General features: G+C 50.3%; 13 protein-coding genes. 8 read left to right on the top strand and 5 right to left on the bottom strand.

The window, feature by feature from the left end:
• Window positions 1-8: 8 nt before the first annotated feature.
• From ssuD to ssuE, 3 genes are read right to left on the bottom strand one after another with little or no spacing between them, the layout of a single operon-like run.
• Window positions 9-1154 (bottom strand): FMNH2-dependent alkanesulfonate monooxygenase, encoded by a 1146-nt coding sequence (ssuD, locus tag OH773_RS14435; protein ID WP_270139484.1) that lies wholly within the window; start codon window positions 1152-1154, stop codon window positions 9-11.
• A complete protein-coding gene (locus OH773_RS14430) occupies window positions 1151-2119 on the bottom strand; it encodes a sulfonate ABC transporter substrate-binding protein (RefSeq protein WP_270139483.1) in 969 nt (322 codons plus the stop codon). The genes ssuD and OH773_RS14430 overlap by 4 nt, the downstream gene beginning before the upstream one ends.
• On the bottom strand, window positions 2112-2687 hold the full coding sequence (gene ssuE / locus OH773_RS14425) for an NADPH-dependent FMN reductase (protein ID WP_183273042.1): 576 nt from the start codon (window positions 2685-2687) through the stop codon (window positions 2112-2114). Before ssuE ends, OH773_RS14430 begins: the two co-directional genes overlap by 8 nt.
• 247 nt (window positions 2688-2934) lie before the next feature.
• On the opposite strand from ssuE, the gene pyrD reads away from it, so the two are divergent.
• Together pyrD and zapC are read left to right on the top strand one after the other, a co-directional pair.
• Complete coding sequence (gene pyrD / locus OH773_RS14420) at window positions 2935-3945, top strand: quinone-dependent dihydroorotate dehydrogenase (protein WP_183273041.1); 1011 nt, start codon at window positions 2935-2937, stop codon at window positions 3943-3945.
• 294 nt (window positions 3946-4239) lie between these two features.
• The gene (gene zapC, locus OH773_RS14415; RefSeq protein ID WP_270139482.1) at window positions 4240-4782 is read left to right on the top strand and encodes a cell division protein ZapC; all 543 of its coding nucleotides are present in this window, start codon (window positions 4240-4242) and stop codon (window positions 4780-4782) included.
• On the opposite strand, the gene OH773_RS14410 is transcribed toward zapC, so the two are convergent.
• Window positions 4779-5891 (bottom strand): YcbX family protein, encoded by a 1113-nt coding sequence (locus OH773_RS14410; protein WP_270139481.1) that lies wholly within the window; start codon window positions 5889-5891, stop codon window positions 4779-4781. The two genes, zapC and OH773_RS14410, sit on opposite strands and share 4 nt — an antisense overlap.
• Before the next feature lie 114 nt (window positions 5892-6005).
• Between OH773_RS14410 and rlmKL the strand changes: the two genes are divergently transcribed.
• The 6 genes from rlmKL to rmf all read left to right on the top strand — a co-directional run bounded on the left by rlmKL (window position 6006) and on the right by rmf (window position 13938).
• Window positions 6006-8123, top strand: coding sequence for a bifunctional 23S rRNA (guanine(2069)-N(7))-methyltransferase RlmK/23S rRNA (guanine(2445)-N(2))-methyltransferase RlmL (gene rlmKL / locus OH773_RS14405; protein ID WP_270139480.1), 2118 nt, complete (start codon window positions 6006-6008; stop codon window positions 8121-8123).
• Window positions 8124-8128: 5 nt separating this feature from the next.
• A complete protein-coding gene (locus OH773_RS14400; RefSeq protein WP_183273037.1) occupies window positions 8129-10036 on the top strand; it encodes an ABC transporter ATP-binding protein in 1908 nt (635 codons plus the stop codon).
• 16 nt (window positions 10037-10052) lie between these two features.
• The gene (gene pqiA / locus OH773_RS14395) at window positions 10053-11321 is read left to right on the top strand and encodes a membrane integrity-associated transporter subunit PqiA (RefSeq protein ID WP_270139479.1); all 1269 of its coding nucleotides are present in this window, start codon (window positions 10053-10055) and stop codon (window positions 11319-11321) included.
• Window positions 11311-12948, top strand: a complete 1638-nt coding sequence (pqiB, locus tag OH773_RS14390) for an intermembrane transport protein PqiB (RefSeq protein ID WP_270139478.1) — start codon at window positions 11311-11313, stop codon at window positions 12946-12948. The genes pqiA and pqiB overlap by 11 nt, the downstream gene beginning before the upstream one ends.
• On the top strand, window positions 12948-13514 hold the full coding sequence (gene pqiC, locus OH773_RS14385; RefSeq protein WP_270139477.1) for a membrane integrity-associated transporter subunit PqiC: 567 nt from the start codon (window positions 12948-12950) through the stop codon (window positions 13512-13514). The genes pqiB and pqiC overlap by 1 nt, the downstream gene beginning before the upstream one ends.
• Window positions 13515-13770: 256 nt before the next feature.
• Window positions 13771-13938, top strand: a complete 168-nt coding sequence (rmf, locus tag OH773_RS14380) for a ribosome modulation factor (RefSeq protein ID WP_183273033.1) — start codon at window positions 13771-13773, stop codon at window positions 13936-13938.
• Window positions 13939-14009: 71 nt separating this feature from the next.
• On the opposite strand, the gene fabA is transcribed toward rmf, so the two are convergent.
• On the bottom strand, window positions 14010-14528 hold the full coding sequence (fabA, locus tag OH773_RS14375; protein WP_034456318.1) for a bifunctional 3-hydroxydecanoyl-ACP dehydratase/trans-2-decenoyl-ACP isomerase: 519 nt from the start codon (window positions 14526-14528) through the stop codon (window positions 14010-14012).
• Window positions 14529-14573 lie beyond the last annotated feature (45 nt).

Here is a 14573-nt window from a genome sequence, read left to right as displayed (position 1 = left end):
GCGGCTCCTTAACTTTGCGCGACTTTGCGTGGGATAAAGTCATTCGCCACCACTTCGCCTTTCTCATGAATCTGGCGTGGCTGTGGTATTTGTGGAATGGCAACATCAAGATGCGGGAACAGCAGTTCGCCGACGCGATAAGCTTCTTCCAGATGCGGATAACCGGAAAGAATAAAGCTGTCGATGCCCAATGCGGCGTATTCGTTAATGCGTTCTGCGACCGTTGGACCATCACCCACTAACGCCGTTCCCGCACCGCCACGCACCAGACCTACGCCCGCCCACAAGTTTGGGCTGATTTCCAGATTATCGCGTTTGCCACCGTGCAACGCCGCCATGCGGTGTTGGCCAACAGAGTCGGTGCGGGCAAAAGCGGCCTGCGCCTTGGCAATGGTTTCATCATCTAATTGGGATATCAGGCGATTAGCGGCGTTCCAGGCTTCTTCATTGGTTTCACGCACAATCACGTGCAAGCGAATACCGAAACGCACGGTGCGCCCGTGGGCGGCGGCTTTGGCTCGAACCTGCTCGATTTTCTCTTTCACTAGTTGCGGTGGTTCTCCCCAGGTGAGATAGAGATCAACCTGCTCGGCGGCTAGGTCTTGTGCCACATCTGACGAGCCGCCAAAGTAGAGGGGGGGACGCGGTTGCTGCACCGGTGGGAACAGCAGTTTCGCGCCTTTAACCTGAATGTGTTTACCTTCGTGATCCACCGTTTCGCCTTCCAGCAGGCGTCGCCAGATGTTAGTAAATTCAGCGGAGGCTTCGTAGCGTTCCTGATGATTCAGGAACACGCCGTCTGCGGCTAACTCTTCCGGGTCGCTGCCTGTCACCAGGTTGAACAAAGCGCGCCCGTTAGAAAGTCTGTCGAGCGTGGCGGCCTGGCGTGCAGCCACCGTAGGAGATGTCACGCTTGGGCGAAGGGCGACCAGAAATTTTAAGCGCTGCGTGACCGGAATCATGGATGCAGCAACCAGCCACGCGTCTTCGCATGAACGGCCCGTCGGGATCAGTACACCGGTAAAGCCCAGTCTGTCCGCCGCCTGAGCGATTTGTTGTAGGTAACCGTGGTCAACCGGACGTGCTGCATCGTTACTACCCAAATAGTGTCCATCGCCGTGGGTGGGCAAAAACCAGAATAAGTTAAGGCTCATGACTTGTCTCCTGAAGTGGGTTGCCAGATACGGGTGCGAATATCGACTTTTTTAGGCACTAAATGGTTGTCGTAAAACAGGTCAGCGGTTTGCTGCTGTTTGGCAGCCGTTTCTGCACTGACTGGGGTAATGACTGTCGGTGGACGGTGGTCGAAATAGGTGGCAATAACGTTTTCAGGTAGCCCCATAGTTTTTGCCAGTAACGCAACGCTTGCTTCACGCTGGCTTCGGGTTAACGCATCAGCGTCGCTAAATGTTTTGAGAACGTGTTGCAAGAACGGGCCATTTTTCTCAGCGTAAGGGCGCGAGGCGAGATAGAACGAACCGGTTTGAACTAATTCACTGCCGTCGGTTAACACGCGAACACCGCCGTTTAACAGGACTGCGGAGTAGTACGGGTCCCAAATTGCCCAGGCATCAACATTGCCTTGCTGGAATGCAGCGCGCGCATCAGCAGGGGTTAAATAGGCGGCCTGGACATCGGTAAATTTCAGCCCGGCTTTTTGTAATGCGCGCAGGACGAGGTTGTGAGAACTGGAGCCTTTCTGGAAAGCAATTTTATGCCCTTTAAGATCGGCCACGGTTTTCAGCGGGCTGTTCTCCGGTACCAGAATCACTTCGGCTTTTGGTTTTGGTGGTTCTGAACCGACATAAACCAGATCCGCTCCCGCCGCCTGAGCGAAGATGGGTGGAATATCTCCGGTACTGCCGAGATCAATACTGCCAATATTCAGTGCTTCCAGCATTTGCGGGCCTGCGGGGAATTCAATCCACTGAAACTTAGTTTGCGGGTACTCTTTTTCCAGAAGCTGGTGGCTTTTTGCCAGCACCATACTGACCGACCCTTTTTGATAGCCAATACGCAGTTGGTCTGGCCCGGTTTCTGCGGCGTGGAGCGTGGCGCTCAGACTCAAAGCGCCTGTTAGCATCAGCCAGGGAGCGGTACGTTTTAACAGATTAAACATGAGCAACTCCTTGAGTTTTAAACGGAGAAGAGACGATAAAGTCCCGGCGATGCAGCGCCTGCCAGAAGGTCTCCAGTGCACCATCGAGACGCTGTTGTAGGTTGTTGCTGAACACGGGTTTGTGCTGGTAATCGGCTATTTGGCTATCATCCGCAAATACGCCATGCAGGATTTCTTGTGCTTTCAGCGCATTAAGTACCGGCTTCAGGGCGTAATCGACCGCCAGCATATGTGCCACGGTGCCACCGGTAGCCAATGGCAGAACGACTTTCTTATCCAGTGCTCGTTCAGGAAGCAGATCGAGCAGCGTTTTCAGTGCGCCAGAAAATGAAGCCTTATAAACAGGTGTCGCGATAATCACGCCATCGGCCTGCTGTAATTGCTCGTTTAAGGCCAGCAGTGCGGGGCTATCAAACCGGGCGTAGAGTAAATCTTCAGGAGCGAAATTCTGTAGATGCCAGTGACACACTTCGATATCCAAAGCGCTTAATTTTTCGCGGGCATATTCCAGCAGCGCACTGGAACGAGAGGGGAAGCGCGGGCTTCCAGCCAGGGTTATCACACGCATATTGTTTCCTTATAACTAAATGTTTGCTTTTAGGTAACATTAATAACAATTGAGTGTGATAGTCGCGCAGAAGTGTTATTCCGCTAAATGATTTTTTTGGGTTTGGAATGCCAAAAAACGAATAAACAACGTTGAGAAGAAAACGTTTGCGCTGATTCGGCCTTTTTTGTTGCAGGTCAATTCCATTCATTGACGTTATCGTTAATAATACTGCCCCAGTTTGCATACTGGGAATTCTGGAGTGTTCATGTACTACCCCTTCGTTCGTAAAGCCCTTTTCAAGCTCGATCCAGAGCGCGCTCATGAAGTGACATTTCAGCAATTGCGTCGTGTAACAGGTACACCACTCGAATGGCTGGTGCGGCAAAATGTGCCCTCTAAACCTGTGACCTGCATGGGTCTGACGTTTAAGAATCCTTTAGGGCTTGCTGCCGGCCTGGATAAAAACGGTGAGTGTATTGATGCACTGGGTGCCATGGGCTTTGGCTCCATTGAAATTGGTACCGTAACGCCTCGTCCACAACCAGGAAATGATAAGCCGCGAATCTTCCGTCTGGTAGAAGCAGAAGGTTTGATTAACCGCATGGGCTTCAATAATCTGGGTGTAGATAACCTGGTTGAGAACGTCAAAAAATCCCATTTTGATGGGGTGCTGGGTATCAATATTGGTAAGAATAAAGACACTCCAGTTGAGCAGGGTAAAGACGACTATTTGATCTGCATGGATAAAATTTATCCTTATGCCGGTTATATCGCGATCAATATTTCCTCGCCAAATACCCCTGGATTACGCACCTTGCAATACGGCGAAGCGTTAGATGATCTGTTAGTCGCGATTAAAAATAAGCAGCAAACGCTTCAGGAATTGCACCATAAATATGTGCCAGTTGCGGTGAAGATCGCGCCGGATCTTTCTGAAGAAGAATTGATCCAGGTTGCCGATAGTTTAGTTCGTCATAATATTGATGGGGTCATTGCGACCAATACAACGTTGGATCGTAGCCTGGTTCAGGGGATGAAATATTGCGATGAAATGGGGGGATTAAGTGGCCGCCCAGTGCAACTGAAGAGCACAGAAATTATTCGCCGATTGTCGCAAGAATTAAATGGTCGTTTACCGATTATTGGTGTCGGCGGTATTGATTCGGTGATTGCTGCTCGCGAGAAGATGGCAGCAGGTGCCTCACTGGTTCAAATATATTCTGGTTTCATATTTAAAGGCCCACCTTTGATAAAAGAAATCGTCTCAGGAATCTAGTTCTCACATTTTACCTTTCAGACAACCGGGGCTTTATTTTCAGCCCCGGTTGTTTTATATTTCACCACTGTTGCTAAATTATACATATTGGTCTTTTATTAATATGGTCTTTAACGAAGCGGCGATAAGGATTTTTATATACCCTAAATAATTCGAGTTGCTTGAAGGCGGCAAGGCCGTAAATCTCCAGGAGCTTACTCAAGTAAGTGACTGGGGTGAGCGGGTGCAGTCAACGCATAAGCAGCTTGAAGTATGACGGGTATATCGTGGGAATAAACGAAAGGGCAAATAGTTATGCGGATAAAACCTGACGATAATTGGCGTTGGTATTTTGATGAAGAGCATGATCGTATGATGCTCGATTTGGCCAATGGCATGCTATTCCGTTCACGTTTCCCTCGTAAAATGCTCACCCCCGATGCCTTTGAAAACACTGGTTTTTGTGTCGATGATGCAGCTCTATTCTTCTCCTTTGAAGAGAAATGCCGCGACCTGATATTAAGTAAAGAACAGCGTGCTGAGCTGGTATTAAATGCACTGGTTGCGATTCGTTATCTCAAGCCGCAAATGCCAAAAAGCTGGCATTTCGTCTCTCATGGAGAGTGCTGGCAGCCTGGCCCTGGCGATTCTGCTTGTGTCTGGTTGAGTGATGATATGCAGCAGGTTAACTTGCTGGTGGTTGAAACCGGTGATAACGCTGCACTGTGTTTGCTGGCACAACCGGGTTTACAACTTGCAGGCCGAACCATGCAACTTGGTGATGCCATTAAAGTGATGAACGACAGATTAAGGCCGCAACCAATGAGTAGCGACTTGAGTCTCGACCAGGCCGTTTAAATTTCTTCGAGCTTGACATCACCCGCCGGAATACAGCTACAACACAAGATGGTGCCATCATTGTTGATAGCGCTTTTCTTCAACGCTTTGACTTCCCCACTGACTAAGGTAATTCGGCAACTACCGCAGATCCCGGCACGGCAAGAGTAGGGCACACGGATGCCTTGTTGTTCGAGCTGTTCAAGCAGTATTTGCTGGTTGTTTCCGCGAAATTGTTGACCCTGCCAGTTAATCTCAACCGTACTTTCAGGCTGTACTTCAGGTTCAATGCTCTGCGTAACCAGGCCCGCGCCATAAACCCTCGCCGGTTTGCTGGCTAATACTTCGAGCTCATCACCGACGCGAATCACGCCGCTGTTGCGGGCAATCAAATTCTGCCCGAAGTCGACATCACCATTATCAAGCGCTGTGCGGAAACTTTGCAGTGTGGCCAACGGTTCACCTGAAGGATGTTTGCGGCCTTTTTCTGGACTGACGGTCGTGAAAATACAACGGCTGCAAGGTTTGGCGACATCAAACGTCACGCCACCAATCCGCACCACTTGCCAGGTGTCTTCCGCCCAGGCTTGTGCGCCTGTCACGACAATATTCGGGCGAAACTGCGTCATTTTCACGCTTGCCGGACAACGGTTTTGCAGAGAGCGTAAAGAGGCTTCGTTGGCCAGCAAGAAGGGGAAACCATCGGCAAACGATAATGGCACTTCTTCATGACGTTTCACTCGGCGGGTTAATGTTTCACCCAGCCAGCGCAATTGCACCGGTCGCGAAAAGAAGCCGCTTAACCACTGGTTGATTTCATCTGGTGCTATTTGCGCGGTGAAATGATTTCCCCAGACTTCAGTCGGCTCGGATTCAGATTGAAAATCAGCGAAGCGCACGGTGGCGGAACTGCCGTCCGGTGCACTCAGAAACAAACCATCGTGAATGATAGCGGGAGTGAACAGCACCATTTGCGGATATTGGCGCGCGGTAATAAACGTGCCGTCAGGTTCCGTTACCATAAAAATGCGATCAAAAGCTAAACCGCTGGTGGTGGCTTGTGCATGAGAAAGCGCCAACCCACGCATCGATTTCACCGGGTGAATATAAAGTTGGGATAAGGTGATCATCGCATTCCCTTGGCAGAAATAAATAGGCAATAAAGGAAGCCAACTTTATGACATGCGTGGCAGATTGGCTATAATGCGCCACAATTTTCTTTTTACACCTGATTAAGTGACGATATGAATTCTCTGTTTGCCAGTACGGCGCGTGGGCTTGAAGAGCTATTAAAAACTGAACTGGAGGGCCTTGGTGCGCAAGCATGCCAGGTGGTTCAGGGCGGCGTACATTACCAGGGGGACTCACGTCTGCTCTATCAAAGCCTGATGTGGAGCCGCCTTGCGTCCCGCATTCTGCTGCCATTAAACGAATGCAAAGTGTATAGCGATCTGGATTTGTACCTTGGAGTACAAACCATCGACTGGCCAGCGCTCTTTGGACCGGATGCCACTTTCGCTGTGCATTTCAGCGGCCTGAACGACGTTATTCGTAACAGCCAGTACGGCGCATTAAAAGTGAAGGATGCGATCGTTGACTCCTTCACCCGTAAAAATCTGCCACGTCCAAACGTCGATAAAGAACAGACGGATCTGCGCATTAACGTCTGGCTGAATAAAGACACCGCCAGCATTGCGCTGGATTTAAGTGGTGATGGCCTGCATCAGCGTGGCTACCGTGACAGCACCGGTGCGGCTCCGATTAAAGAAACCCTGGCATCCGCTATTGTGATGCGTTCAGGCTGGCAGCCGGGTACACCGCTGCTCGATCCAATGTGTGGTTCTGGTACGTTGCTGATTGAAGCCGCGATGATCGCGACCGATCGTGCACCTGGTCTGCATCGCAAGCACTGGGGTTTCCTCGGCTGGGCGAACCACGATGTGGAATTGTGGAAAGAAGTCACCACCGAAGCGCAGGTTCGTGCCCGTAAAGGCCTGGGCGAATATACCTCTCGTTTCTATGGCTCAGATAATGATTCACGCGTTATCGAACGCGCTCGCGCCAACACCCGCCGTGCGGGCCTGGCCGATATCATCAGTTACGAAGTGAAAGACGTTGCTAAACTGAGCAATCCTCTGCCGGAAGGGCCAGTGGGTACGGTAATTAGCAACCCGCCTTACGGTGAGCGTCTTGACAGTGAGCCTGCGCTGATTGCATTACACAGCCTGTTAGGCCGCAACATGAAAAACCATTTCGGCGGCTGGAATCTGTCACTGTTTAGCGCCTCGCCAGATCTGCTCAGCTGCTTGCAGTTGCGCGCAGAGCGCCAGTTTAAAGCGAAGAACGGCCCGCTGGATTGCGTGCAGAAAAACTACCAGTTAGCCGAAAACAGCACTGGCGCGGCATCTGGCCAAATTGCTGACGATTACGCGAACCGTCTGCGCAAAAATATTAAAAAACTCGACAAATGGGCGCGTCAGGAAGGTATCGAATGCTACCGAATTTACGACGCGGATCTGCCGGAATATAACGTTGCCGTTGACCGTTATGGTGAATGGGTTGTGGTGCAGGAATACGCGCCGCCTAAAACGGTTGATGCTAACAAAGCGCGCCAGCGTCTGTTTGACGTGATTGCCGCAACGCTGTCTGTTCTTGAATTACCGTCCAACCGACTGATTCTGAAAACCCGTGAGCGTCAGAAGGGCAAAAGTCAGTATCAGAAAATGGACGAGAAAGGCGACTTCATGGAAGTGAGCGAATATAACGCTCGTCTGTGGGTTAACCTGACGGATTATCTGGATACCGGTTTATTCCTCGATCACCGAATTGCGCGCCATATGCTGGGCAAAATGAGCAAAGGGAAGGACTTCCTTAACCTGTTTGCTTATACCGGCACTGCGACGGTTCACGCGGGTTTAGGTGGTGCGAAAACCACGACTACCGTTGATATGTCCCGTACTTATCTGGAGTGGGCAGAGCGTAACTTGCGCCTTAATGGCTTGAGTGGCCGCGCTCACCGTCTGATTCAGGCGGACTGCCTGGGTTGGTTGCGTGAAACGGATGAACAGTTTGATCTGATTTTCATCGATCCACCGACGTTCTCGAACTCAAAACGTATGGAAGAATCTTTTGATGTCCAGCGTGACCATCTGTTGCTGATGAAAGACCTGAAGCGCCTGCTGCGTCAGGGCGGCACCATTATGTTCTCCAACAATAAACGTGGCTTCAAAATGGACTTTGACGGGCTGGATAAACTGGGCTTGAGCGCTCAGGAAATCACTCAGAAAACCCAGTCGCAAGACTTTGCCCGTAATCGCCAAATTCATAACTGCTGGCTCGTTACTCACGTAGCCAAGGATTAATTGTCATGTCATTAATTAGTATGCACGGTGCCTGGTTGTCCTTTAGTGACGCACCGTTATTAGATAACACTGAACTCCACATTGAAGAAAACGAACGCGTTTGTCTGGTCGGTCGTAACGGTGCGGGTAAATCCACGCTGATGAAGATCCTGAATCGTGAAATCCCGTTAGATGATGGGCGCATGATTTATGAACAAGACTTGATCGTGGCGCGTTTACAGCAAGATCCTCCGCGTAATGTTGCGGGAACCGTTTACGATTTCGTTGCTGAAGGCGTTGAAGAACAGGCTGAACATCTCAAGGCGTATCACGATATTTCTCATAAAGTGATGACCGACCCGAGCGAGAAAAATCTCAACGAGATGGCGCGTATTCAGGAAATTCTGGATAACCAGAATCTCTGGCAACTGGAAAGCCGTATCAATGAAGTGCTGCTACAACTCGGCCTGGATGCGGATACCGAACTGTCAGCATTGTCTGGTGGCTGGTTGCGTAAAGCGGCACTTGGGCGTGCACTGGTCAGCTCCCCTAGGGTATTGCTGCTTGATGAACCGACGAACCACCTGGATATTGAAGCGATCGACTGGCTGGAAGGCTTCCTGAAAGAGTTCCAGGGCAGCATCGTATTTATTTCCCATGACCGTTCATTCATCCGCAATATGGCAACCCGTATTGTCGATCTTGACCGTGGGAAACTGGTTTCTTACCCTGGCGATTACGATCAGTATTTGCTGGCGAAAGAAGAAGCGTTGCGCGTTGAAGATCTGCAAAATGCCGAGTTCGATCGCAAACTTGCGCAGGAAGAAGTCTGGATTCGCCAGGGCATTAAAGCCCGTCGTACCCGTAACGAAGGTCGCGTCCGTGCATTAAAAGCCATGCGTAACGAACGTAGTGCGCGTCGTGAAGTGCTGGGCAGTGCCAAAATGCAGGTTGAAGAAGCGGCTCGTTCAGGAAAAATCGTCTTTGAAATGGAAGACGTTTGCTACTCCATTGGCGAACGTGCGCTGGTGAAAGACTTCTCGGCCCAGGTTCAACGCAGCGATAAAATCGCGCTGGTGGGGCCAAACGGCTGCGGTAAAACGACGCTGCTGAAACTGATGCTCGACCAATTGCAGGCTGATAGCGGCCGTGTGCATTGCGGTACTAAACTGGAAGTCGCGTACTTCGACCAGCACCGTGCTGAGCTGGATCCGGATCGTACCGTGATGGACAACCTCGCGGAAGGTAAACAAGAAGTGATGGTGAACGGTAAGCCGCGCCATGTTCTGGGTTATTTGCAGGACTTCTTGTTCCATCCAAAGCGTGCGATGACGCCAGTTCGTGCATTGTCAGGGGGTGAGCGTAACCGTCTGTTGCTGGCCCGCTTATTCCTGAAACCAAGTAACCTGTTGATTCTCGATGAACCAACAAACGACCTGGATGTCGAAACGCTTGAATTGCTGGAAGAGCTGATTGATGGTTATCAGGGCACTGTAATGTTGGTGAGCCACGATCGTCAATTTGTCGATAACACCGTTACCGAGTGCTGGATTTTCGAAGGTGAAGGCAAAATTGGTCGCTACGTGGGTGGCTACCATGATGCTAAAGGCCAACAGGCTTCTGCTCAATCTTTGCGCCAGTCTGTAGCAGATAAAGCTCAAAACACCACTGCAGCTAAAGCTGAAGTTGTTAAACGTGCAAGCAGCAAGCTAAGCTATAACTTGCAACGCGAATTAGAGCAATTGCCGCAACGTCTTGAGCAGCTTGAGACCGAGCTGGAAGCGCTACAAGCGAAAGTCGGCGACGCAGAGTTTTTCAACCAACCGCATGATGTCACGCAAAAAACCTTGGGCGACCTGTCTGCAGCTGAGAAAGCATTGGAAGATGCTTTTGAGCGCTGGGAATATCTTGAAGCTCTGAAAAACGGCGCATAACGCAAGGAGACACGATATGTGTGCCACGCATCACCATCGTTCACACATATTGTGTTCACAATGTGACTTACTGGTCGCTCTACCAGTATTAGAAGACGGCCATAAGGCCGTCTGTCCGCGTTGCGCCACCACGCTACTCACCCAGTGGGCGTCGCCGCGACAACGGCCTACAGCCTATTCTCTGGCAGCCCTGTTTATGCTGGTGCTCGCCAACCTTTTTCCTTTCATCAGTATGAAAGTCGCGGGTATTAACAGCGAAGTTTCACTGCTTGAAATACCCGGCGTTCTCTTTAATGAAGATTACGCAAGCCTGGGCACCTTTTTCATCGCCTTTGTGCAGGTGGTGCCGGCCTTCTGTTTAATCACAATTTTGTTGTTGGTTAACCGGGTTAAATTGCCGCTATCGCTCAAAAAGCGCCTTGCTCGTATTCTGTTTCAGTTAAAGTCCTGGGGCATGGCCGAGATCTTCCTTGCTGGGATACTGGTGAGTTTCGTCAAACTGATGGCGTATGGCGATCTTGGCGTCGGCAGTAGCTTTATTCCGTGGTGTTTATTTTGTGTGTTGCAGTTACGGGCCTTCCAGTGTGTAGACAGACGTTGGCTTTGGGATGATATTGCCCCTGAACCGGTTATAGATGCACCGCTTAAAGTTGGAGTGCCGGGGATTCGTCAAGGGCTGCGTTCTTGTCCGTGCTGCACGGCGATCGTGCCGGAAGCTCAGGAAATCTGCCCGCGTTGCGAAACGAAAGGATACATCCGTCGTCGCCATAGTCTGCAATGGACGCTCGCTCTGTTGCTGACTTCAATTATGCTTTATCTGCCTGCGAACATATTACCCATCATGATAACCGAAGTCCTGGGAAGCCCAATTCCCTCGACAATTATTGCCGGGGTTATCTTGTTGTGGAGTGAAGGATCTTATCCAGTGGCTGGGGTGATATTCATCGCCAGTATCATGGTCCCAACGCTAAAAATGTTGGCGATTGCGTGGTTGTGTTGGGATGCCAAGGGCCACGGTCGTCGTGACAGTGAAAGGATGCATTTGATCTACGAGGTCGTCGAGTTTGTCGGACGCTGGTCGATGATCGATGTATTCGTTATTGCCGTTTTATCGGCGCTGGTGCGGATGGGGGGATTGATGAGTATCTACCCGGCAATTGGCGCAGTTATGTTTGCATTAGTAGTTATTTTGACAATGTTTGCGGCGATGACCTTTGACCCTCGCTTGTCCTGGGATCGCGCACCTGATTCAACTCATGAGGAGTCGTCTGAGCATGGAAAATAAAAGCGGGGAAGCAAAAGTAACAAAGGTTAAAAACTGGTCCCCAGTTTGGATTTTCCCTATTGTTACGCTGCTCATTGGCGCGTGGATTTTATTCTACCACTATAGTCATCAGGGCCCTGAAGTTACGCTAATCACCACCAATGCCGAAGGTATTGAAGGCGGGAAAACCACCATCAAAAGCCGCAGCGTTAATGTGGGTGTTGTGGAACGTGCGGTGTTGTCTGATGACTTGCTGCATGTCGAAATTACAGCCCGTCTGAATGCCGGCATGGAAAAGCTGCTTCATAAAGATTCGGTTTTTTGGGTCGTGAAACCGCAGGTCGGGCGTGAAGGTATTTCCGGGCTGGGAACGCTGCTCTCCGGGGCTTATATCGAATTGCAACCGGGAACAAAAGGCTCGAAACAAGGGAAGTATGATTTGCTGGATTCTCCTCCACTGGCTCCGCCTGACGCAAAAGGGATCCGTATTACTCTCGATAGTAAAAAAGCCGGTCAACTCTCCCCTGGCGACCCGGTCCTGTTCCGTGGTTATCGGGTAGGCTCGGTTGAAACCAGTAACTTCGATCCGGCTAAACGTAGTATCAGCTATCAACTGTTTATCGCGGCACCAAACGATCGCCTGGTGACCAGCAACGTGCGTTTCTGGAAGGACAGTGGGATCGCAGTGGATTTATCCTCCCAGGGCATGCGTGTCGAAATGGGATCGCTTACGACGCTGTTTAGTGGCGGCGTAAGTTTTGATATCCCTGAAGGGTGGGATCTCGGTAAACCTGCACTACCTGGCAGCGAATATCGACTGTTTGACGATCAGAAAAGCATTCAGGATTCCCTCTATACCGATCACATTGATTACCTGATGTTCTTCAAAGATTCTGTACGTGGCTTGCAGCCTGGGGCTCCGGTTGAATTCCGCGGTATTCGCCTAGGCACAGTCGCTCAGGTGCCATTCTTTACGACGGAAATGCGTCAGAAAATTAATGATGACTTCCGTATTCCGGTACTGATCCGTCTTGAACCTGAACGCTTGCAGAATCTCGTTGGCGACGACATCCGTATCCAGGACAACATGCAGTCGCTGATTAAACGTGGTTTGCGGGCTACGATGAAAACGGGCAGCCTGGTCACCGGTGCACTGTTTATCGATCTTGATTTCAATCCTAAAGCACCGGCGGTCACTGATTTGCCGACCTTTGGGGGTTACCCGATCATTCCAACGATGAGTGGTGGTTTGGCGCAAATCCAACAACGTTTGCTGGAGACTCTGGATAAGATTAACAACTTGCCATTGAATCCAATGATTCAGGAGACAACCAATTCGCTTGCTGAAAGCCAACGCACCATGAAGCGCTTGCAGCAGACACTGGATAATCTGAACAAGATTACGTCGAATAAATCTATGCAGTCGTTGCCAGAGGATATGCAAACAACATTGCGTGAGCTCAATCGTAGCATGCAGGGCTTCCAGCCAGGCTCTGCGGCTTACAACAAGATGGTTGCCGATATGCAGCGGCTTGATCAAGTTCTGCGCGAGTTGCAGCCTGTCCTGCGCACGTTGAACGATAAGAGCAATTCGCTGATCTTTGAATCGAAGGATAAAAAAGATCCCCAGCCGAAGAGGGCACAATAATGAAAAAATGGCTTCCGATAATTGCTGCTTTGGTTTTAACGGCTTGTAGCAGCACCGATAATGGAAAAACGTATTACCAACTGCCTCAAAGCTCCGCGCCTGCTATGCAGGCTGTGAGCCAGCCTGGTACCCATTTGTTATGGGTAGAGCAGGTTGCGGTTCCTGATTACCTCGCCGGAAACGGCGTGGTTTATCAAACCAGCGATGTGCAATACGTCATTGCCAACAACAATTTGTGGGCGAGCCCATTGGATCAGCAACTGCGCAATACCCTGGTGAGCAATTTAAGTAGCGCGCTTCCGGGTTGGGTGGTGGCATCACAGCCGCTTGGCAGTGTTCAGGATACGTTGAGTGTTAACGTGACGGGTTTCCATGGACGCTACGATGGGAAAGTGATTGTGAGCGGTGAATGGCTGCTCAATCATCAGGGGCAACTGATAAAGCGCCCGTTCCATGTTGAGTTGAAGCAGGAAGCTGATGGTTATGATGCGATGGTGAAATCGTTAGCTCAGGCCTGGCAGCAAGAGTCCCAAAGCATTGCCAGCCAGTTAACCCGCTTTAATTAATCCGTTCAATAGCACAAAAAAGCTGCGTCATTCGCAATCAAGCGAAGCGCAGCTTTTCTTTTGGCATGAATTTGTTATCTCTCCTGGCTCACGTTTTTTGTAAAAATCATATCCCACGTAGCTCACATTTATGACATTGGCGTGAATTTTGCGCATTGACGATAACGGTTTTTGAGGGTATTCGTTATATGTGGTTGCACGTTTTGTGGCCACTGTTTTCTTTTCCACCAGACTCAAAAAATGAGGGAAACGAGGCATGAAGAGACAAAAACGAGATCGCCTGGAACGGGCTCATCAACGTGGTTATCAAGCAGGAATCGTCGGACGCTCTAAAGAGATGTGTCCTTATCAGACACTGAACCAGAGGTCGTACTGGATGGGAGGCTGGCGAGAAGCCATGGAGGACAGGGCGATTACCGCGTAATCACTGTCTCTTTAGAAAAAGAAACCTCCGCACTGCGGAGGTTTCGCATTTCATCACTGTGAAAACAGGGCTTAGAAAGCAGTTGTGTCTTTGAACAGACCTACTTTCAGATCGGTAGCCGTGTAAATGACACGACCATCAACCAGCACTTCACCATCTGCCAGGCCCATGATCAGGCGGCGATTGATGACGCGTTTGAAATGGATACGATAGGTAACTTTTTTCGCGGTTGGTAGAATCTGACCTGCGAGTTTAACTTCACCCACGCCCAGAGCACGACCTTTACCTTCGCCACCGAGCCAGCCGAGGTAGAAACCAACCAACTGCCACATCGCGTCCAGGCCCAGACAACCAGGCATTACCGGGTCGCCGATAAAGTGGCAGCCAAAGAACCACAGATCAGGATTAATATCTAATTCTGCTTCAACGTAACCTTTATCGAAGTTACCGCCGTCTTCGGTCATTTTGACCACGCGGTCCATCATCAGCATGGATGGCGCAGGTAACCGTGGGCCTTCAGCGCCAAACAGTTCGCCACGACCAGAGGCAAGAAGATCTTCTTTTGTATAGGATTCGCGTTTATCTACCATGTTTACAGTAAGCCTTTTTATAATGAAGCACGCATGTTAGCTAAC

This window comes from Buttiauxella sp. WJP83 (assembly GCF_027594725.1).
Taxonomy (GTDB): Bacteria; Pseudomonadota; Gammaproteobacteria; order Enterobacterales; family Enterobacteriaceae; genus Buttiauxella; species Buttiauxella selenatireducens.
This window is presented reverse-complemented; position numbering and strand designations above follow the sequence as displayed.

Coding starts and splice junctions, on each gene's coding strand:
- pyrD (WP_183273041.1), top strand. CDS start 2,935: ATGTACTACCCCTTCGTTCGTAAAGCCCTTTTCAAGCTCGATCCAGAG.
- zapC (WP_270139482.1), top strand. CDS start 4,240: ATGCGGATAAAACCTGACGATAATTGGCGTTGGTATTTTGATGAAGAG.
- rmf (WP_183273033.1), top strand. CDS start 13,771: ATGAAGAGACAAAAACGAGATCGCCTGGAACGGGCTCATCAACGTGGT.
- OH773_RS14430 (WP_270139483.1), bottom strand. CDS start 2,119: ATGTTTAATCTGTTAAAACGTACCGCTCCCTGGCTGATGCTAACAGGC.
- ssuD (WP_270139484.1), bottom strand. CDS start 1,154: ATGAGCCTTAACTTATTCTGGTTTTTGCCCACCCACGGCGATGGACAC.
- pqiB (WP_270139478.1), top strand. CDS start 11,311: ATGGAAAATAAAAGCGGGGAAGCAAAAGTAACAAAGGTTAAAAACTGG.
- OH773_RS14410 (WP_270139481.1), bottom strand. CDS start 5,891: ATGATCACCTTATCCCAACTTTATATTCACCCGGTGAAATCGATGCGT.
- pqiC (WP_270139477.1), top strand. CDS start 12,948: ATGAAAAAATGGCTTCCGATAATTGCTGCTTTGGTTTTAACGGCTTGT.
- fabA (WP_034456318.1), bottom strand. CDS start 14,528: ATGGTAGATAAACGCGAATCCTATACAAAAGAAGATCTTCTTGCCTCT.
- OH773_RS14400 (WP_183273037.1), top strand. CDS start 8,129: ATGTCATTAATTAGTATGCACGGTGCCTGGTTGTCCTTTAGTGACGCA.
- rlmKL (WP_270139480.1), top strand. CDS start 6,006: ATGAATTCTCTGTTTGCCAGTACGGCGCGTGGGCTTGAAGAGCTATTA.
- ssuE (WP_183273042.1), bottom strand. CDS start 2,687: ATGCGTGTGATAACCCTGGCTGGAAGCCCGCGCTTCCCCTCTCGTTCC.
- pqiA (WP_270139479.1), top strand. CDS start 10,053: ATGTGTGCCACGCATCACCATCGTTCACACATATTGTGTTCACAATGT.